The 19,091-nt window shown below is 61.5% G+C and carries 13 protein-coding genes; all 13 read right to left on the bottom strand.

Features of this window, described 5'->3' with window-relative positions; all coding sequences use genetic code 11:
- Positions 1 to 11: 11 nt before the first annotated feature.
- Positions 12 to 683 carry an energy transducer TonB gene (locus tag HUV26_RS04725; RefSeq protein ID WP_174408965.1) on the bottom strand — a complete coding sequence of 224 codons (672 nt, stop codon included), beginning with the start codon at positions 681 to 683 and terminating at the stop codon, positions 12 to 14.
- On the bottom strand, positions 680 to 1,087 hold the full coding sequence (locus tag HUV26_RS04720; RefSeq protein WP_174408964.1) for an ExbD/TolR family protein: 408 nt from the start codon (positions 1,085 to 1,087) through the stop codon (positions 680 to 682). The genes HUV26_RS04725 and HUV26_RS04720 overlap by 4 nt, the downstream gene beginning before the upstream one ends.
- Positions 1,084 to 1,713: a MotA/TolQ/ExbB proton channel family protein gene (locus HUV26_RS04715; protein WP_174408963.1), complete on the bottom strand. Its 630-nt coding sequence runs from the start codon at positions 1,711 to 1,713 to the stop codon at positions 1,084 to 1,086. Before HUV26_RS04715 ends, HUV26_RS04720 begins: the two co-directional genes overlap by 4 nt.
- Positions 1,710 to 3,182 carry a MotA/TolQ/ExbB proton channel family protein gene (locus HUV26_RS04710; RefSeq protein ID WP_174408962.1) on the bottom strand — a complete coding sequence of 491 codons (1,473 nt, stop codon included), beginning with the start codon at positions 3,180 to 3,182 and terminating at the stop codon, positions 1,710 to 1,712. The genes HUV26_RS04715 and HUV26_RS04710 overlap by 4 nt, the downstream gene beginning before the upstream one ends.
- Positions 3,182 to 4,258, bottom strand: a complete 1,077-nt coding sequence (locus HUV26_RS04705; RefSeq protein ID WP_174408961.1) for a DUF3450 domain-containing protein — start codon at positions 4,256 to 4,258, stop codon at positions 3,182 to 3,184. Before HUV26_RS04705 ends, HUV26_RS04710 begins: the two co-directional genes overlap by 1 nt.
- Positions 4,255 to 5,901 (bottom strand): ABC transporter ATP-binding protein, encoded by a 1,647-nt coding sequence (locus tag HUV26_RS04700; RefSeq protein WP_174408960.1) that lies wholly within the window; start codon positions 5,899 to 5,901, stop codon positions 4,255 to 4,257. Before HUV26_RS04700 ends, HUV26_RS04705 begins: the two co-directional genes overlap by 4 nt.
- Positions 5,898 to 6,926 carry an ABC transporter permease gene (locus tag HUV26_RS04695; protein ID WP_174408959.1) on the bottom strand — a complete coding sequence of 343 codons (1,029 nt, stop codon included), beginning with the start codon at positions 6,924 to 6,926 and terminating at the stop codon, positions 5,898 to 5,900. The genes HUV26_RS04700 and HUV26_RS04695 overlap by 4 nt, the downstream gene beginning before the upstream one ends.
- Positions 6,919 to 8,040: a microcin C ABC transporter permease YejB gene (locus tag HUV26_RS04690; protein ID WP_174408958.1), complete on the bottom strand. Its 1,122-nt coding sequence runs from the start codon at positions 8,038 to 8,040 to the stop codon at positions 6,919 to 6,921. The genes HUV26_RS04695 and HUV26_RS04690 overlap by 8 nt, the downstream gene beginning before the upstream one ends.
- Positions 8,041 to 8,042: 2 nt before the next feature.
- Positions 8,043 to 9,848, bottom strand: coding sequence for an extracellular solute-binding protein (locus tag HUV26_RS04685; RefSeq protein WP_243451265.1), 1,806 nt, complete (start codon positions 9,846 to 9,848; stop codon positions 8,043 to 8,045).
- Positions 9,849 to 10,055: 207 nt separating this feature from the next.
- On the bottom strand, positions 10,056 to 12,626 hold the full coding sequence (locus tag HUV26_RS04680; protein ID WP_174408956.1) for a TonB-dependent receptor plug domain-containing protein: 2,571 nt from the start codon (positions 12,624 to 12,626) through the stop codon (positions 10,056 to 10,058).
- Between the two features lie 99 nt (positions 12,627 to 12,725).
- Positions 12,726 to 14,720 (bottom strand): DUF4857 domain-containing protein, encoded by a 1,995-nt coding sequence (locus HUV26_RS04675; RefSeq protein WP_174408955.1) that lies wholly within the window; start codon positions 14,718 to 14,720, stop codon positions 12,726 to 12,728.
- A gap of 45 nt (positions 14,721 to 14,765) precedes the next feature.
- Entirely contained in the window at positions 14,766 to 15,653 is an 888-nt protein-coding gene (locus tag HUV26_RS04670; RefSeq protein WP_174408954.1) for an ABC transporter ATP-binding protein, read from the bottom strand.
- Between the two features lie 4 nt (positions 15,654 to 15,657).
- Entirely contained in the window at positions 15,658 to 18,534 is a 2,877-nt protein-coding gene (locus HUV26_RS04665; RefSeq protein ID WP_174408953.1) for a M16 family metallopeptidase, read from the bottom strand.
- Positions 18,535 to 19,091: the final 557 nt, after the last annotated feature.

Genomic DNA, 19,091 nt, shown 5'->3' with positions numbered 1-19,091 from the left:
CCTTGGCGGGGCTACCGGGGGATGGTGAAGGTAAAGGGCTGGTCCGCTATGCACTGCACGGCCTCGCCGCCCTTTTTGCACGGGACGAAACGCCATTGCAGCACGGCACTGACGGCGGCGTCCAGAAAGGGGGCTGTATCGTCTGTGGTGCCGAGGGGCAGGGCTTCCATAACGGTGCCGTCGCGGCGCAGGGTTATGCGTACAAGCACCTTGGCCTCTTTGCCCTGCGCCTTTTCCCGCGAGGGATAGAGCGGGGAGGGCGCGTAGAGGGCACGGGGCTGCTCGTCCACCTCGCCCAGCGTGAGCGCGCCGCCGGACGGAGCGGACAACGCCCCCGCCTGCGACAGAGAGGGCATTCCGCTCATGGGCAGCGAGCCAGCGAATTCCGGGGCCATATCCATATTCAGGCTGGAGACTTCCATCTCAAGCTGGGGCTGCTCCAGCGACATCTCTGCGGCGGCGATTTCTTCCATGCGCTGTACCTGAGGGACATCTTTGGTGCTGTATACCTCTTCATCCTGCACGGGCGTCTCTTCGAAGGAAGACAGCCGAACGGCGCCGTGCATGAGCCGTTTATCCGGCGTTTCATGGAAGACGGCCCCTGTTACGAGGAACAGGAAGAGCAGCAGGGTCATGCCGACTCCGCCCATGGTGCTGACGGTGTTTCTTGCTGCGCGTGTCATTGCGGTTTCCTTGTAGCGACGCTGACGTTGCGCACCCCTGCCTGCCTGCACAGGTCCAGCACCTCTACCAGCACACCTGCGCGGGTGCGGACGTCGGCTGCCACGATGATGCCCAGCTCTTCGTTTTCCGCCCGCAGGGTGTGGACCCGCGCGCCGAGGGAGCGGATGTCTATGGAGCTTCCCTCCATCCAGAGCATGTTGTCTGCATCAATGGCGATGACGATCTGGACATGCTGGCTTTCCGCCGTTTCTGCGGCGGGGCGCTCCACCACCACGCCCGCCTCGCGGATGAAGCTTGTGGAGACGATGAAGAAGATGAGGAGGATGAACACCATGTCGATCATTGGGGTGAGGTCGATGTCATTGAACATTTCCGACCTGTCGGTATACCGGGACTGTCTCATTGCATGCCTCCCTGAAGATTGGCTCCGGCAGGGGACCGGGGCGGGGACGCTTCCGCCGCTACGGCCCGCAGGGCCATGACGCGAAGGCTGTTGCGCGCCTTGCGCACCTTGCGGAAAAGCACACCGCCTGCGAGCAGGCTGGGAATGGCCACGAGCAGGCCGCCCTGCGTTGTGACCAGTGCCTTGGAAATGCCCTCTGTGAGGGCGGTGTTGTCTGCATTACCGTGGATTGCCAGCGCCTTGAAGGTGACGATCATGCCTTCCACCGTGCCCAGCAGTCCCAGCAGCGGTGCCAGCGAGGCCAGCAGCAGCACGGTGCCCACGTTGGCGGATATGCCGTGCAGGCCTGCTTCTATGCGGGTGCGGATGACGCGCTGGCGCAGGCGTTTGCGCAACGGGCCTGCGGCTATGCGTGCGCAGAAGTCGGCATGGCCGCGCAGCAGCTCTTCTGCCGTTGCGGCAAGGCTGCTGCGGACAGAACTGCCGGGGCCGGAGAGGGCGCGCAGTTGCAGCGCAGTGCCGATGATGAGCGTCCAAGCCCATATGGAAATGATTCCCAGAAGGCACAGGACGAACCAGCCGGAGGAGAGGGCCTCCAGCCCGGTGGTCATGGATTCCGGCATCATGACGTTTCTCCGTTATGCCGCATGGTGATGAGGGATGTTCCGGCAACCTCCATGTCCAGCACCACGGCGTGGACGCGGCGGGTGAGGAAGTGGTGGCACAGCAGCAGCGGAATGGCCGTGAACAGGCCCACCTCTGTGGTCAGCAGGGCTTCTGAGATGCCTGCGGAGAGGAGTTTGGGGTCGCCGTTGCCGTGGGCCGTGATAACGCGGAAGGTCTGGATGATGCCGGAAACCGTGCCCAGCAGGCCCAGCAGGGGGGATACGGCCGCAAGCACGCGCAGGGTCTGGAGGAACCGCTCAAGGGGAGGCAGTTCTTCCAGAATGGATTCCTCCAGTCGTTTTTCCATGGCTTCGGCGGAGGTTGCACCATCTGCCAGTATGCGCTTTACCACGCGCTCCGCCGGGCTTGCGCCTGCACCGGAGATGCCCTGCTCCCCCTGCTCCCCCTGCTTCCCCTGTTCCACGGCCTGTTTGCCGTTTATGCGTATCCGGGCGAGGACGAAGCAACGCTCGGCAACGATGAGGCAGCCCGCAAGGCCTATGAGCAGGATGGGCCACAGAAAGATGCCGCCCTCGCGCAGGGAGGTGAGCAGGGTGCGCGGTTCCGGGGGATTGCTGAGCAGCATTGCGCCGGAAAAGTCCATGGGAACGGTGCCCTGTTCCACAGCGGCCCGTGCCGGAGTGACGTTGCTGTCAGGCGCGGGCAGAGGTGTTGCCGGACCAGTGAGGACGGCGCGTATGCGTTCCGTCTCCGCAGCGGAAGGGACGTAGGGGGCGGCATGGAGCGGGCCTGCCTCCGGGCGGGGCAGCAGGAAGCCCGTTTCCGCCCCGCCGGAGTAGACAGCCTGCATGGCTCCCACGCGCAGCACGGAGGCGGTGATGGCCGCCCCGTCGCGGCCCAGCACCGTTTCCTGCGTGAGGATGGCATGGCCGCTGTCCTGCGCCGTGCGCAGAAGGCTGTGCATGAGGAAGATGACGTCTTCCAGCGAGGGAAAGCGTTCCGGGTCTGACATGAGGGCAAGGCGGGGCTGCCATTCGCCGTGCATGGAGGCGGCAAAGGATGTGGCTCCCATACCTTTGAGCAGGCGGGCGTTGTCCCGGATGGTGTTGCCTATCTTGCGCAGGGTGTCCTGCTTGCCGTCCAGTGCGCGGGCGAGGGTGGATTCCTCGTCCCGCAGGGCGCGCAGTTCTGTTTCCAGTGCTGTTGCGCGCGTGCGTGCCTGTGCGGCGGCGGTCTTTATCCGGGCAAGCTCCTGTTGCAGGGCCTGCCGTTCGGCAGTAATATCCCTGGCCACACGGGACAGGGTTTCCTGTGCCTGCTGCTTTGTGGCTTCCGCTTCCGTGCCGACGGTGCGTAAATCCTTTCCGGCGGCTGCAGCGGGGGCAGCCTGGTCCGCCCACACCCCTTGCGGGGCGGCGAGCAGGCAGATCAGCATTATCCATTGTATCCATATGATCATGGTGCGCATCAGCGGTCCTCCCCTTGTGCCTGTGCTGCGGACGTTGTCTGATGCAGCAGGTTATCCGCATCTGTGCCGGGGGCGCTGATTGTGGCTGCAGCGCCCCTGAATTCTTCTGCCTGACCGGCGGTGTTGGGTTCTGCGGCTCCGTGCGAAGCATCCATTACCGGCTGTGAAGGGGAGAACGGCAGGACGGGCAGGGTGAGAACCTGCTTTCTTTCCAGCATATCCCGCAGGGTTGCCACCGAACGGACCGCCGCGTCATCCAGCGGGGCAAATCCGTGCCCGCGTTTCCAGTGCCAGCCGCGCGCCCCGTCGGGCGACAGGGCATACAGCCCTACGCGGCCTGTGCGGATAAGCTGCACGCCCTGCGCGACGCCGTGCGGTTCTATGATGTTATCTTCCATGTGCACGCCTGCACCGTAGGAGACTTCTGCCTGAAGGCCTTCCAGCACGCGGCGCAGTTTTTCCGCACTGGCGAGTTCGTAATCTGCAAGGGATTTATGCAGGAAGGCGATTCTGCGCGCCCGTTCTTCGCTCAGGAAGGGCATGTCGCTGTTTACAAGGGATTCCATGGCGGTGAGCGTGCGTACCAGTTCGCCCTCCAGTTCGGTCTCCATGCGTTCCAACTCCTGCCGGACGGAGCGTTGTTCGGCCACGCGGCTGCGGGCTGTTTCCACATAACGGGTGAAGGTTTCCACCTGCAGGGCGTACCAGGATTCCTCAAGCCGGGCCTGCCGGATTTCTTCCAGCAGGCGGGCCTGTTCGTTTTCCCATTCCCTGCCGCGTTCCTGCCCTGCCTTTTCCATGGTGATGGTGGAGGTGACGGAGCGCATGACCGCATCCGGGTTGGGAGCGTTTGCCGCAAGGGCGGGGGCGGCAAGCCACAGCAGGGCCATGCCCAGTATGCCGGTCATATGGGTGAAGAGGCGCAGGGCGCTGTGCGGGAGGGCCTGAGGGGGCGTGAGCATTATGGTGCGCATGGTGCGATATTCCGTTTGGGGTATGCTGATTGTCGTTGTATCGGGACTGTCCGCTTCTGTTCCGCCGTGGGGGCGGGAGAGCGGAGTGTGTATGCTGATCATGCGGGTTCTCCTGTTCCCGCCATGCCTGCGGGACGTTGCAGCGAAGGTTGCGCCGCCTGAAGCAGGCAGCGGGTGTACGGGTGCTGCGGTGCCGCGAAGACGTGCGGTGTGGGACCGGACTCCACGACGCTGCCGTTGTGCATGATGAGCACCCGGTGGCACAGGCGTCTGACCAGTGCCAGATCATGCGCGATGAACAGGCTGGAAAGGCCGTGCTTCTGCTGGAGCCGTTGCAGCAGATGGACCACCTGAAACTGGGTGTTCCTGTCCAGCGACGAGGTGGGTTCATCGAACACGATGCAGCGCGGCGCCATGACAAGCGCACGGGCAAGGCAGATGCGCTGGCACTGCCCGCCCGAAAGTTCATGCGGATAGCGGTGGCGCAGGAGCGGGTCCAGCTCCACCTCGCGCATGGCGGAGATCACGCGGGTTTCCGTTTCCTCTTCACTGAGCCGTTCCTGCGCCTTTAGTCCTTCTGCAATGCATTCCTGCACGCTGAGGCGGGGGTTCAGCGATGCCAAGGGGTCCTGAAACACGATTTGCAGCCCGGCGCGCAACGGGCGCAGGCGGGCTTCCGGCAGGGTGTGCAGCGGGGTGCCCATGAAGCGCACCTCTCCGGATGATTCCACCAGCCGGAGCACGGCAAGGCCCAGCGAGGATTTTCCGGAACCGCTTTCGCCCACGATGCCGAGGCATTCGCCCCGGTGCAGGTCGAAGCGGACGTTGCGCACGGCGTGGTGCCATGTGCGGGTTTTGCCCAGCCAGTTCTTTTCTGCCGGATAGCGCACGTTCAGGTCGCGTACGGAGAGCACAGGAAGCGTATCTGTTACCGCCGGTTGCGGGTCGCGGTCTTCTCCCCGGTACAGGAGCAGGCGGGTGTAGGGGTGTTCCGGTGCGGAGAAGAGGGCGCGGGCCGGTCCCTGCTCCACGATTTCGCCGTTGCGCATGACGCAGATGTGGTCCGCCGCCTGCTGCATCATGGGCAGGTCATGGCTGATGAGAATGATGGACATATCTCCCCGCAGCGAGAGCAGCAATTCCAGCACCTGCTGCTGGACAACGGCGTCCAGTGCGGTGGTGGGTTCATCTGCGATGAGGATATCCGGCTCGTTGGCCAGCGCCATGGCAAGCATGGCGCGCTGGCGCTGGCCGCCGGAAAGCTGGTGCGGGAAGGCGTCCATGAATCGCCGGGGATCGTTCATGCCCACCTGTTGCAGCAGCTCTGCCACCCTTTTGCGGATGCGCGCGGGGGGCCATTTTCTGTGCAGGGCAAGGCCTTCTCCTATCTGCCGGCCTATTCTGTGCAGAGGATTGAAACTGCTTAAAGGGTCCTGAAACAACATGGCGATGCGGTTTCCCCGGAGGGAGCGCATAGCTTCCCCGGAGAGGGTGGCGAGGTTGTGCCCCGAGAATTCCATGCTGCCGGAAAGAATTCTGCCGCCGGGGGGCAGCAGGCCCATGATGGCCCGGGCGGTGAGGGATTTGCCGGAGCCGCTCTCGCCCACCAGCCCCAGCACCTGCCCCTTGTGCAGCGTGAGGTTGACGTTGCGGACCACCGGGGGCGGCGTGTCCGCCGGGGAGACGGCTGCGGCGGTTCCCGGAAAGCCTATGGTCAGCCCGTGTATGTGCAGAACAGGGTTCATGCGCGTTTTCCTCCGTTGGGGTCAAAGGCATCCCGCACGGCCTCGCCGATGAACACCAGCATGCACAGCAGCCATGCCAGCACGCCGAAGGCCGTGAGTCCTATCCAGGGGGCGTGCAGATTGTTCTTGCCCTGCGCCAGCAGTTCGCCCAGCGAGGGCGACCCGGCGGGCAGCCCGAAACCGATGAAATCGAGCGAGGTGAGTGTGGTCACGGACCCGCTGAAGATGAAGGGCAGGTAGCTCAGTGTGGCCACCATGGCGTTGGGCAGGATGTGCCGGAACATGATGGTTGCATCGGACACGCCTATGGCCCGCGCCGCGCGCACGTAGTCCAACTGTCGGCAGCGCAGGAATTCTGCCCGTACCACATGGACCAGCCCCATCCAACTGAACAGCAGCATGACCAGCAGCAACGACCAGAAGCCCATGGTGATGATGCTGGACAGGATGATGAGCAGGTAGAGCACGGGCATGCCGGACCATATTTCCATGAACCGCTGGAACAGGAGATCCACCTTGCCGCCGTAGTAGCCCTGTACCGCCCCGGCGGTGACGCCCACCACGGAGCTGATGGCCGAGAGGCCGAATCCGAAAAGGATGGACAGGCGGAATCCGTAGAGGATGCGGGCCACGATATCCCGCCCCTGATCGTCTGTGCCGAGCCAGTTGCGGGCGGATGGGGGGGCGGGGAACGATTCCGCCTCGTAGTTCACCGTGTTGTGGGCGAACCGGATGGGGGGCCAGAGCATCCAGCCGTGGCGGGTGACGGAGTCTGCCACGACGGGGTCCTTGAAATTGGCAAGGATGGGCAGGTCACCGCCGAAGGCGGTTTCCGGGTAATCCTTGACCACGGGGAAGAACAGCTCGCCCCTGTACGAGACAAGCAGGGGCTTGTCGTTGGCGATGATCTCTGCGCAGAGGCTCAGGGCGAAGAAGCCGAGGAAGAGCCACAGGGACCACCAGCCGCGCCGGTGCGCGCGGAAGGCGGCAAGCCTGCGCCGGGTGAAGGGGGAGAGTTTAGCCACGCGATACCCCCCTGCTGCCGAAGGTGATGCGCGGGTCTACCATGGAGTAGGTGATGTCTGAGAGGATGCGCGTGAGCAGCCCCAGCAGCGTGAAGAGGTACAGGGTGGCGAACATGACGGGATAGTCGCGGGTCATGGCGGCTTCAAAACCCAGCAGTCCCAGCCCGTTGAGGGAGAAAATGACCTCTATGAGCACCGAGCCAGTGAAGAACATGTGGATGAAGGTGGAAGGAAATCCGGCAATGACGATGAGCATGGCATTGCGGAACACATGCCGGTAAAGCACCTGCCCCATGGTCAGGCCCTTGGCCAGTGCGGTGGCGGTGTACTGCTTGTGTATCTCGTCCAGAAACGAGTTGCGTGTGAGCGTGGTGAGGGTGGCGAATCCACCGATGACCAGTGCCGTGAGCGGCAGGGCCATGTGCCAGAAGTAATCTGCTATCTGCTGCCATAGGGTCATCTGCTCGAAACCGGGTGAGACAAGGCCCCGCAGGGGGAAGATGCTCCAGTAGCTGCCCCCCGCGAACAGCACGATGAGCAGGACGGCGAACAGGAAGCCGGGGATGGCGTCGCCAATGACCACGAGGGTGCCCGTTACCGCATCGAACCGCGTGCCCTGACGCACCGCCCGGCATATGCCGAGCGGGATGGATACCATGTAGATGATGAGGGTGCTCCATACCCCCAGCGAGACGGAGACGGGAAGGCTGTCTCCCAGAAGCTGCATGACGCTGCGACCCTTGAAGAAGCTGTCGCCGAAGTCGAAGCTGAGGTAGTTGCGCAGCATAAGGAAGAAGCGTTCGTGGATGGGCCTGTCAAAGCCGTACATGCGCGAAACCTCTTCCACCACCTCCGGCGAGAGTCCCCGGTTGCCCTTGTACAGGCCGTCTGTGGTGCCCGCGTCAAAGCTTTGCGTTCCCCCCATACCCCCGCCTGAATCGGAGGATTCTGCACCGATGCGTTCCATGAACGCTTTGTCTGCCCCTTCAAGACGCAGCAGGTACTGCTCCACAGGACCGCCGGGAGCGGACTGGATGACAAAGAAGTTCAGGGCGATGATGCCAAGGAACGTGGGAACGAGCAGCACAAGCCGCCGCAGGATATACGTGAGCATGCCTATTCTCCGCCTTTGGTGCCCGGACGCCGCAGGGCGGCTTCCCTGGCGGGGTCTGCCCACCATGAGTGGATGTCTATGCCGGAGGCGGGGGCAACGGGGGAGCGGGCGAATTTGTTCCAGTATGCCACCCGCAGCGTGGTGGAGTACCAGCCGGGGATGACGTAGGCATCGTGCAGCAGCACCCTGTCCAGCGCGCGGCAGGCATGCACAAGGCTTGCGCGGTCATGGGCGGCGATGATGTGCTCCACCAGCGCGTCCACCACGGGGGAGTTTACGCCCGCGTAATTGCGCGAGCCGGGGGTGGCGGCTGCGGCGCTGCCCCAGTAGTTGCGCTGCTCGTTGCCGGGGGAGGACGACTGGGGGATGCCGGACAGGATCATGTCGTAATCAAAATCGCGCACACGGTTTACATACTGGGTGGCATCTGCCTGCACGATATGCATACGGATGCCCAGACGTTCCAGATTTTGCCGGAAGGGCAGCACGATTCTGTTCAGGCTGGCGGAGCGTAGCAGCAGGGAGAATTCCATCTGGCGTCCCTGCGCATTGACCAGCCTGCCCTCGCGCAGGGTCCAGCCCGCTTCGCCGAACAGGGCGAGGGCCTTGGTGAGGACCGGGCGCAGGTTGCCGTCGCCCGCCGTGACGGGCACGGTGTATGCCGTATCCAGTGTTCCGGGAGGAAGCTGTTCGGTAAAGGGAGAGAGCAGGGCGAGTTCTTCCGGTGCGGGCAGGCCGCTGCTGGCGAATTCGCTGTTGCTGAAATAACTTTCGGAGCGGGTGTAGGCACCGTGGAACAGGGCGCGGTTGGTCCATTCGAAATCAAACGCCAACGCCAACGCCTGCCGGACCCTGCGGTCTGCGAAGACCGGGCGGCGGGTGTTATAGATGAAGCCGTACATGCCCTGCGGCTTGTTGGTGGAAAATTCTTCGCGCACGATGTCGCCCGCAGCGAGAGCGGGACCGGCATAGGCGTTGCCCCATGCCTTGGCCGTGCGTTCGGTATACAGGTCGAAGGCGCCGCCCTTGAAGGCTTCGCGGGCTACGGTGTCGTCCCTGTAGTATTCATAGCGCACGGAGTCAAAATTGTACCGGCCCCGGTTTACGGGCAGGTCTTTGCCCCAGTAGTCCGGCACCCGCCCGTATTCCACGTGGCTGCCCATGGAGAAGGATTTGACCCGGTAGGGGCCGCTGCCCAGAGGCGGTTCCTGCATGGGGGCTGAGAAGTTTCTTGTTTCCCAGTAGTGCTTGGGCAGGACGGGCAGCTGGGCCAGAATGACGGGCAATTCGGCGTTGTCTTTTTCTGAGAACACGAAGCGGACGCTCAGGGGGGAGAGCACCTCTGCCTTTTCCACGGACGCATAGTAATTGCGGTAGTTGGGTGCTCCCTGTTCCGTGAGCAGGCGGAAGGAGAAGGCTGCGTCTTCCGCCGTGATGGGGGTGCCGTCGTGGAAGCGGGCGGCCGGATTGATGTGGAAGGTGACGGAGGAGCGGTCCGGAGCCACTTCGAAAGATTGCGCCACCAGGCCGTAGAACTCCAAGGTATTGTAGTCCGGCGCGGCTTCTCCCAGCGTTTCCACCGTCAGCCCCATGCCTGCGGCGGTGATGCCGCGCGCGATGTAGGGGTGAAAGGAGTCGAAATTGCCGCTGGCGGACAGGCGCAGCGTGCCGCCCTTTGGGGCTTGGAGATTGGCGTGGGCAAAGTGCTCCTGATTCCACAGGTAGCGGGGGGTATCGCCCAGCCCGAGTACAGATATCGGTTCTGCTCCGGAAGCTGCGGGCAGCAGGAGCAGCGCCAGTGTCATCATCAGTGTCAGCGGGCAGCAACAGTGCCGGAGGAGTTCTTTGTGACGATGTTCTCTTTCGGTCTTCTTCCGCATGGTCTTTATCGGCCTTTTCCTTGTGGTGGTGCCGCGCCGGGGAAAAACCCCGGCGCGGCGCGGTAGTGTGATGCGGTTGCGCCGTGCGCTGCCTTCCGCATACGGCGGGCATGCTGCGGCACGGACAGGCCTGCACTAGAATTCGCAGCGGATGCCCGCGTAGACCGAGCGGCCGCGGGAGAGCGCCCCCTCTGTCACGCTGGTTTCTGTGCTCTCGCTAAATACGTTGAGCACATCCAGCAGCAGGGTGACGGTGTATTGTTCTTCCTTGAGGGCATCGAACTCGAAGGAGGCGTCTGTGACGAAGCCGCCGGAGATGACGCCCATTTTGTAGGCATTGTAGTAAGAGCTTCCGTCCGGAGACACCCATTGCGAGGAACTGGTGGCAGGGTTGGTGGCGGTGGTGCCGTATGGGGTTGCGGCGGCCTTGCGGGAATCTGTGGAGAGCCCCGATGAGGAGTCTTTCCAACGGGAGACGGAGTTCACGCGGAACCTGTCTTCGTAGAAGCTGCCCAGCCACGAGAGGGTGAGCACCAGCGGGGCGTTGTAGTCTTCCGCAGGCAGGTCGGCACGGTTGATGACCTCGCCGTTGTAGTAGACCTTGTCGTAATTGTACTTGAACCCGTTGGTGATGGTGTTTACGGCTACCTCGCTGTTATAGGCTCCGTTGAAGGTCTTGGTCTTGGATTGGGTGGCACCCAGCTTGAGCGTGTGGCTTCCCAGATGCTCGGTCTCAAAGGAGCGGCCGAGGTTGACGGTTATGCCTTCATACTCGCTTTTGCCGTCGTTGGTGAGTTCGTACAGGTTGTTGCCGCGCGTTTTGCTGATGATCTGGTCTTTGTGCTCGCGCTGCACCACTTCCACACCGTAATCAAGGCCGAGCACCGTGCCGAGGACTCCTCCGGTGATCTCGTCCGAATAGGGGGTTTTTATACCCGCCGACTGGTAGCTTCTGTCTGTACCTTGCGAGAAGGTGACTGTGGTGGTGGTCATATCGGCATTCAGGCGTTCCTGACGTGTTGATGAAGGCCGATATCTGTCGAAAGCGTAGGCTCTGAGCTGGCTGCCGTAGTATCGGTTATAGCCTGCCACCAGACGCACGGTGCCGTCGCCCATGGTGTCCAGTTCCGCCTTGAGGCGATGAGCTATGTCCGTGTTGTAGGAAAAGTCGTCGTAATCCACGCGGAAGCCGGGCGTGAGGGTGAATCGGTCCCACTGTATCTCGGTCTGTGCATAATAGCCCAGTGTGTTTAGGGTGGCTGACTGGCTGCGCTCGGCATAGCTGGTCTCTGTCTTTATCCAGCGTCCGTTGGCGGGAAGGCTGTATACGGAGAGTTCGGCTTCCTGATTCCACATGTCTGTGGTGGTGTTGTTCACAGCAAGACCCGTGGAGATGCGCCAGAGAAGGAAGTCGGTTTCGAACTCCGTGAGGTCGAAATCAAGCCCGGCATCAATACTCCGGGTTTCGGTTAGGGCGTCGCCAACGCCCCCACGTGCCACCCGGTCTGCTACGGGAATACCGGCACCTGTGGACTGGGAGCGATAGTTACTGGAGGAATCGCGGCTCCAGCCGTTCTGTGAATAGGCGGTTTTGGCTGTCCAGTCGCCCCAGTCGGTGGCGAGCTCTGCCTTGCCAGCGAAGCGGTAAGCTTCGTTTTCAATATACCAATCGCTGTCCGGCCATGCGGAGCGCCAGCGCTTTTCGGCATAGGGGGCGTAGGTGAAGTCGACGCTCAGCTTCAGGTCTTCATCCGGGGTGACCGTGAGCTTGGAGATGTAGTTCTCGTTTATACGGTATTGGTTCTTATCTTTGTAGCTGCCGTCGTTCTCTTTGATCTTCAGGGGAATGGTGGAGTGTTTCTGCGAGTAGGAGACCAGCAGGGCGGCATTGTCGGTCAGGGGGCCGTCTGCCGCGGCATGCATGGTGTTTATGGTGAAGCGGGGCTGGTTGTCGGCTGTCACCGAGCTTTGGTCCACGCCGCGCAGTTCGAACCATTTGCTGCGGGTATGCTTGCCTGAAACGGCGCCGTGCCACTTGTCCTTGCGCGGGTCGACAAGTTCCGCGCTGACCACGCCGCCCACAAAGCTGCCGTATCTGGCGGGAACGTTGCTGGTGTGCACGGTCACGGAATCCACGAGGCTGCTGTCGTAGAAGATGGTCTGGTCCGCGCCGCTCACGGTCATGTCGTTATAGGCGGCGGAATCGTTGGCAGCCAGCCCGCCGGGGTTGAGGGTGTTGGTCACGCTCATGCCGTCTATGAGAAAATTGTTCTCGTACGGCTTTGCTCCGGCAATGGACACGCGGGGCGGACGGATTTCTCCGGCGGTGAGGCCGGACGTTTCTTCATTGGAAAACTGGACATTGGACATGCCCTTGAGGGCTTCTGTTATGGAGCCGCTGTGCGAAGGCAGCGAGCGCAGTTCACGGCCCTTTATGGTTGCGCTGCCCGACTGCACTTTTTCTGCCTCCACCTCTACCGAATCAAGCTGGTGGACGGACTGATCCCCTTGGGGTCCTGTGGTTGCGGCCTGTTCCATTTGAAGCGTGGCATTGCCCTGCGGGGCGGGAACCGTTGCGTTGTGGCCGGTTGCGCGCTCCGCCGGGTTTGCGACTGCGGAGGGAACTGCGTGCAGCGCCGCTTCCTCCGCGTGACCTGCCGGAGAAAGCAGCAGGGCGAGCAGGCATCCCAGAAGTACCCTTTTCATCATTTTCTCCCGTGCATAATGAATTTCATTATCAGTTAAGGGTTATTATAAAACCCCCAGAAACAACGAACCCCCGTGTTTCTGAGGGTGGTTACCGTATTATTCCCCGCGCCGTTTCAGGAAAGGTAGCGAAAAATGGGCATCGGCCATGACAATAGCAAGCAGGCCCACAGGGCCGAATACGGCCGCGAGTATCCAGTTCCCCGGGCGGCAAGGCTTGCGGGAAACCCGGCGCATAAGAACCACAAGCAGCAGCGAAATAAGGCAGGAGGCCAGCCCCAGTGCGGGATTGTCTGCCCGTTTCACGCCCAGATGCACATACGCGGAGCCGGGAATATGCTGGCCGACCTGCAGCGGAAAGAGGAACGAGGCCAGCATCCGCCGTTGCTCCATGGCGGCAAGGTCGTCAGGATTGGGAGGACGGGTGAAGGTATGCGCCAGCTCGTAGTCCGGAGTCATGCCTATGCCGTGCTCGCCATCTTCCGGAAGGGCCATGTTGGCCAGAATGGCGCTTTTGGAAACCATGTCTGACCACAGGGTCAGGCGGGAGGTGTTGGCATTGAACCTCTCCAGCGGGAAGCGGCGCAGTTGGCCGGAGTGGGTTTCCAGTGCGTAGAGGTCGGCATCTGTAACCACAAAGGCGCTCCAATCCCTGCGGCGATGTTCCTGCACGATGATGGAACGGACGGTGCCCGGAATGTTCTGTTTCGTGTTCACGCAGCGGGGCTCCCCCCGGACCATCTGCAGCTGGAAGAGGGTGTTGCCGGAGTCTGTCAGAAAGTAGCCCAGATCATATTCCTTGCGCGTGTCGGGGTTGCCGCCCAGTGCCGTGACGGGAAAGGCGAAACCCGCCTGACTGAGGGCCAGAGTGAACAGCCGGCTTTTTTTCTCATCAATCTGACCGTCTTCCGGGCGTATGAATTCCAGCCCCATACCGCCGGAGGCGAGGCGCATGAGGTCTGGTGCCATTTGCAGCCGAGCCCCCTCCGGGCTGGATTCCAGCAGCATGTGCAGCATGGGGGCGGGGCGGTTCCAGTCGTTGGCGCGGAAACGCAGGAACTGCCAGCCGTATTTGGCCTGCTGGGCTGTTATGGCCATGCCTGCCACCTCGGGCGGAAAGGTATTCCATTTCATAAGGTCTTCCGCATAGAGGAAGGGCAGCGCCCGCGCGTGTTCTTGTCTGGTGAGTTCGGTGCCATTCTCAAGGGTGTTCACTGTAGAGCCTGCCCCGAGGGGGCCTATGGCTTTGCCCAGCACCGTGCTGGAGAGGACAAACTCGCCGAGAACCGGGCTGTAGTGCATGCTCTGCCGCACTCGTTCCGGCATGGCAACGCGCCAGTAATTTACGGGAAGCAGCGCGCACAGGCAGAAGGATATGAGCAGCAGGGATGCAGTGCGCAGCAGTTCGAAGCGGGTGGTGGTACGGTCTCCCATAAAGCGCAGGAAGGCGAAGTACACCAGCGGCACAAAAGCCAGCGCGAAGGCGGTATAGACCGGAAGGGACCGGGCATAGAGGCCGTAGCCGCGCACATCGGCCAGCAGGGTGTAGGCTGCGTAACCGCCTGCAAGGGCGACAAGCTTCATGGGCAGGCCCGTGCTGCCGAAGAAGGCCATGGCCGAGAAATAAGCCGCGAAGCTGAGCACGCACCACTGGGCCACCGTGAGCAGCACGGGGATGATGACATCCGGCGGGAAATGGTGTGCCCGCATGGAAACGGTGAGTGCGGCCAGTGCCAGAAGGTTGAAGAGTATGAGTACCGTTGTGCCTGTGAGAAGCATGACGGAGAGAATGCGCTCCGGCGTTGCGGGGGTGTGAAAGAGCAGTCGCAGCCGTTTGCCCTGGCATTCCGGCCATGCCTGCAGGGCTGCCAGCAACACGCCGCAGGGAACGAGCAGCAGGTAGCTGGAGAAAAAGGTTGGTGACTTGTCGAGTATGGTTGCCCACAGTCCCAGCGGACCGTGCATGCGGTTGATGGTATTCAGGACGAGGTGGCTGTCTGCCACGGCGTAGGCAAGCAGGAGCGGGATAATCCATATGCCCCGGCGTATCTTTATCCATTCCTTTTCCAGCAGGGATCGCGTCTGTGCGTTCATTGTGGTTCCAGAAGAGTCTCAGGGTTATTTGCAGCGCACAGAGCGCTAGTACTTGCCGGTAAGGCCGATGAAGGCGTCTTCGAAGTCCATGGCAACCTGTTCAAGTGCGGTGCAGGGCACCCCTTTGCCGGAAAGATAGGCCCGCAGGGAGTCCTCGTTGAAGAAGCCGTACACTGCGGTCTGGGTACTGCCGTGTTCGACTGTGCAGAGCACCTTGTCCTGCTTCAGTAAAAGGGAGGCCTCCGTGCGGTTAAACCGGAAGCAGCTGAAGGATGCCATGAACGCCTGTTTGGTACCTGAGACGCAGACCCGTCCCTCCTTCAGCACGATCATGCTGTCCACGATTTTGTCCAGTTCCTGCACCACGTGGGAGGTGAGCAGGACCGTGGTGTTGCGGCGCGTGACGTATTCCCGCAGGAAGTCGATGAACAGCCTGCGGTAGCCCACATCCAGCCCCATGCTGTAGTCATCCAGGATCATGAGCTGCGGCATCTGGGCCATGATGAGCCCGAGCACCACCTGTGAGCGTTGCCCGCACGACATGCGGGAAAGACGTCGTGAGTGGGGCATGTGCATACGCGCTATGAGGTCGAAGAAGACCTCTCTGTCCCATTTGGGATAGAAGGGAGCGTAATAGCGTTCCAGTTCGGCCACGGTCATGAAGTCGTACTGCACGAAACCTTCATGCAGCAGACCTATGCGGCTGCGGGCAGACGGCGTGAGATTGTGGCTCTCTTCCCCTAGAACGCGGCATGAGCCGCCCGTGGGGCACAGAAACCCCATGAGGATATTGATGGCCGTGCTTTTGCCCGCGCCGTTCTTGCCCAGCAGGCCGAATACGCCTCCGGGATGCACGGTGAAGGTGAGGTCGTGCAGGACGGTTTTTTCGCCGTAGGAATGGGTGATGCCCGTGCATTCGATAAGTGCTGCCATGTGCTTATTCTCCCGCAGGAGCCTCCGTGCCCGTCATGACTGCCCGGTTCTGCGCGGCGAACGCTTGTGCGGCTTCGGTGTTGAGGTCCTGTGCAGTTACGGACATGAGCAGGCCGGGGTATTCTGCATCCCACTGCATGAAGGGTTTGTCCTGGCGCGCCATCTGGTTGAGCAGGCGGGTGTAGACGGTGTTTTCGCGGCGGGAAGTCTCCCACCCGCTGAGCATGGGCAGGCGCTGGCGTTCCAGTTCTTCTGCCCGGATGTTACCGGTGGCAACATCGGCCAGCACGTCATCCACCGCCTTGAGCAGCAGGGGCAACTGGTCTGTTTTGGTTTCTATGCGGATGATGTAGAGGCCGAATCCGTCGGTATCTTCCACCCAGTAGCGCATGCCGGGGGAGTAGGAGGCTCCCAGCTCTTCGCGCACGGTATCGCGCAGCCTGTCGCGGACAACGGCGGCAAGCAGCCTGCGCACGGCCATTTCCCTGCGGTCTGAGACATCGTGCACATTACGGTGGAAGGCGATCTGCAATGAGGCCTGCCCCAGTTCTGCCCGGACGGAGAATGCACGCTCCCTGTCGTCTGCGGGCGGAAAGACGTAGCTTTGCCTGTGGGAGGCATGGTCCGGCGAAGTCCAGACGACATCGGGCGCGCCGAAGAACCGGGCAACGAGGTTTTCAGCCTGCTCAGGGTTGAAGTCGCCCACGATGTTCAGCACACCATCCGCAGGGGCGTGCAGTTCACGCAGGGTGCGCTGAAGCTGTTCTAGGGTGAACGTCTGCGCCTGTTGTGCGGTGACGGGCAGGGTGCGGGGCGATGCCCCGAAGAAGTAGGCGCGGCTGCGGTGGTCCATGGCGCTGGAGACGGTCTTGTCGCGGGCGGCATCTGCCACGGCCAGCGCTTTGAGCAGCTGCGCACGGTCTTTTTCTTCTATCACCGGATCGTTGAATTGTGTCCACATGGCTTGCAGGATGCCCGCCATGTCCTCTGTTTCTCCTGCGCCGCTTATGATGAGCGAGCGGGGAGCAAGGGAGGACTGCGCGTTGTATCCTTCGCGGCGGGCCAGTTGGCGGGCCTCTTCCGTGCTCAGTCGTCCGAAGCCGGACTGCCGGTCTGTATGGGAGGCCAGTACTGCCTGCGTGTAGTGCGCATCTTCCACTGCGTCTGTTCCGCCGCCCGTGTGAAGAGAGAGGGAGCTTTTGCCTTGCAGGAAGGGCGTGGGCAGCATGCGCAGCATAAGGCCGTTTGCAAAGCGGACCTCATGCAGTGAAAGAGTGGTGCCGGGTACGGCAAGGACAGCGCGTTCCGCCACAGTGCCGGGAACTTGCGGTTCATCCACATAGGGATAATCCAGTTGGTTCAGGGGCTTTGGTGGGGTAATGTCGCGTTCTTCGCCAGCCAGCCATGTCGTGCGCAGGGTGGCGGAGGCATCGCCGGGGATGTCGGCGTTGCCTGTGACAAAGAGCAGACGGTTGCCGGAGTTCCATGCGGAGACAAAGGCGGTGTGCAGCAGCTGCGGCGTGGCCTCGTTGAAGAATCGGGCATACATGTCGTAGGTTTGCTGCCATGACTGGTACACGCGGTTGCCGTTCAGGCAACCGATGATGGTTTGGGCCACGAAGTCGTTCTCCAGATTCGCGGCGCGTTCCGCCAGTTTTGCGTAGGCGCGGAGCATTTCGGCGCGGACGGTGTCCACCTCTTTCTGCAGGAATCCGTGGCGCAGGGTGCGGTTAAGCTCTTCCTGCACAACGGCAAGGGAGGCCTGCCATTTGCCTGCTTCGCACTTGGCAATAAGGTCTGCGGAAGGGAACTGGTTAAACGTATCGGACTGGCGGACATGCGCCTCCATGTATGGCGCGTTGCCGGATGCCTTTATGCGCTGAAGCCGGGTGCTGAGAATGCTGTTGGCCATGGAGGCGAAGGCCATTTCGCGCTGAACGGCTTCCGAGTCGTTGCGCCATGTGCGCGGCTTGACGGCACCCACGCGGACGATGGTGAATTCCGCATTGTAACGGTCGTGGAAGGGGATGAGTCCTGTATGGACGGCATCGCCCCACGGGAGTACGGGGCGGGGGTCGCCGTGGGGTTTGAAATCGCCGAACATGGCCTTGATGCGTGCTTCCACGTCTGCCGGGTTCACCTCGCCCACAACCACGAGCACCATGAATTCCGGCCGGTACCATGCCTCGTAGAATCCGCGGATAGTCTCTGCCGTGGCCTGCCGGATGATTTCCTCTTCCCCGATGGGGTCGTTGAGGAAGCGCGTGCCGCCGAAGAGCACTTCCCGCACCCGCTTGCCCGCACGGTACTGTTCCGAATCGCGTGCGGCCTTTTCTGCCAGAATGACGCCGCGCTCCTTATCCACCTCTTCGGGCAGGATGCTCAGGCCGTCTGCAACATCGCGCAGCACCAGCAGGCCCTGTTGCAGGTTCTCTGCCTCCGGGGAGACGAGATTGAGTTTATAGACGGTTTCCTGATAGGAGGTGTGTGCATTGGCATCGCGTCCGAAGGCCATGCCGTTTTTCTGGAAGAAGGGAATCAGTTCGCCGGGAGGGAAGTTGCGGCCGCCGTTGAAGGCCATATGCTCCAGAAAATGGGCCAGCCCACGTTCGTTGTCGCGCTCCATGAGCGAGCCGACCTGAACATTCAGTTGCATGGTCACGCGGCCCTGCGGTTTGGCGTTGTGCTGGATGATGTAACGCATGCCGTTTTCCAGCCGTCCATAGAGTGCGGATTCGTGCCGGGGCAGTTCACTTTTCTCGTGGGGCCAGAGGCCGTCCAGCCAATGGGCTTCATCCTGCTGTGCGGACAGCGGCGTTTGGTGCAGGCATCCTGCCAGAAGAAGGAACAGCAGTATGGCAACGGCTCTGCGGTGTAGCATTATCACGTCCTACCTGTGGTGTCGGAATATGAATTTGAATTTCGTTATCAACGCAAGAAGTGGGTATTACCGCCCAGGGACCGGAAAAGTCAAGCATAAGAGCGATTGGTCACATGCTGGGAAGTGTATCATTGCGATAATATATTAGGACGGATACATTATAAAGTGATCTATGGAGCGGGTGAGCGGTTGGTGGTTCCGAGCTGGCTGTTCTTGTGCTGCGTGGTTTGAATGGGATGTGTGCATTGCCTGTTGGGGCAACCAGGCGGAATAATTCTCTGCGTGTGCTGTAATAGCATTACCCATGACACACTGAGGCAGAACAAAAGAAAAAAGCACCTATGCTTGCGCATGCGTGCTTATTTTTCTGTGGCGTCCCCAAGGGGATGTGTGGATATGCAGTAAGTTGTATAGTTGAAGAAGATGCGACTTTTAAAGATAGTCAACGAGCACAATGTGCCTATACGTATAGAGTGTAGTGGTTCATACTTGATCTGACAGTCGTCCCTTTTGACGGGCCAGAATTGTCAGATTAGTTCAGCTTTGAAACGTATTCC

It is taken from the genome of Desulfovibrio psychrotolerans (assembly GCF_013340305.1).
In the GTDB taxonomy this organism is placed as follows: domain Bacteria; phylum Desulfobacterota; class Desulfovibrionia; order Desulfovibrionales; family Desulfovibrionaceae; genus Halodesulfovibrio; species Halodesulfovibrio psychrotolerans.
This window is presented reverse-complemented; position numbering and strand designations above follow the sequence as displayed.

What these genes read in the sequence shown, in the direction of transcription:
- HUV26_RS04665 (WP_174408953.1), bottom strand. Translation starts at nt 18,534, where the DNA reads ATGCTACACCGCAGAGCCGTTGCCATACTGCTGTTCCTTCTTCTGGCA.
- HUV26_RS04715 (WP_174408963.1), bottom strand. Translation starts at nt 1,713, where the DNA reads ATGATGCCGGAATCCATGACCACCGGGCTGGAGGCCCTCTCCTCCGGC.
- HUV26_RS04675 (WP_174408955.1), bottom strand. Translation starts at nt 14,720, where the DNA reads ATGAACGCACAGACGCGATCCCTGCTGGAAAAGGAATGGATAAAGATA.
- HUV26_RS04670 (WP_174408954.1), bottom strand. Translation starts at nt 15,653, where the DNA reads ATGGCAGCACTTATCGAATGCACGGGCATCACCCATTCCTACGGCGAA.
- HUV26_RS04685 (WP_243451265.1), bottom strand. Translation starts at nt 9,848, where the DNA reads ATGATGACACTGGCGCTGCTCCTGCTGCCCGCAGCTTCCGGAGCAGAA.
- HUV26_RS04705 (WP_174408961.1), bottom strand. Translation starts at nt 4,258, where the DNA reads ATGATCAGCATACACACTCCGCTCTCCCGCCCCCACGGCGGAACAGAA.
- HUV26_RS04700 (WP_174408960.1), bottom strand. Translation starts at nt 5,901, where the DNA reads ATGAACCCTGTTCTGCACATACACGGGCTGACCATAGGCTTTCCGGGA.
- HUV26_RS04680 (WP_174408956.1), bottom strand. Translation starts at nt 12,626, where the DNA reads ATGAAAAGGGTACTTCTGGGATGCCTGCTCGCCCTGCTGCTTTCTCCG.
- HUV26_RS04690 (WP_174408958.1), bottom strand. Translation starts at nt 8,040, where the DNA reads ATGCTCACGTATATCCTGCGGCGGCTTGTGCTGCTCGTTCCCACGTTC.
- HUV26_RS04710 (WP_174408962.1), bottom strand. Translation starts at nt 3,182, where the DNA reads ATGCGCACCATGATCATATGGATACAATGGATAATGCTGATCTGCCTG.
- HUV26_RS04720 (WP_174408964.1), bottom strand. Translation starts at nt 1,087, where the DNA reads ATGAGACAGTCCCGGTATACCGACAGGTCGGAAATGTTCAATGACATC.
- HUV26_RS04725 (WP_174408965.1), bottom strand. Translation starts at nt 683, where the DNA reads ATGACACGCGCAGCAAGAAACACCGTCAGCACCATGGGCGGAGTCGGC.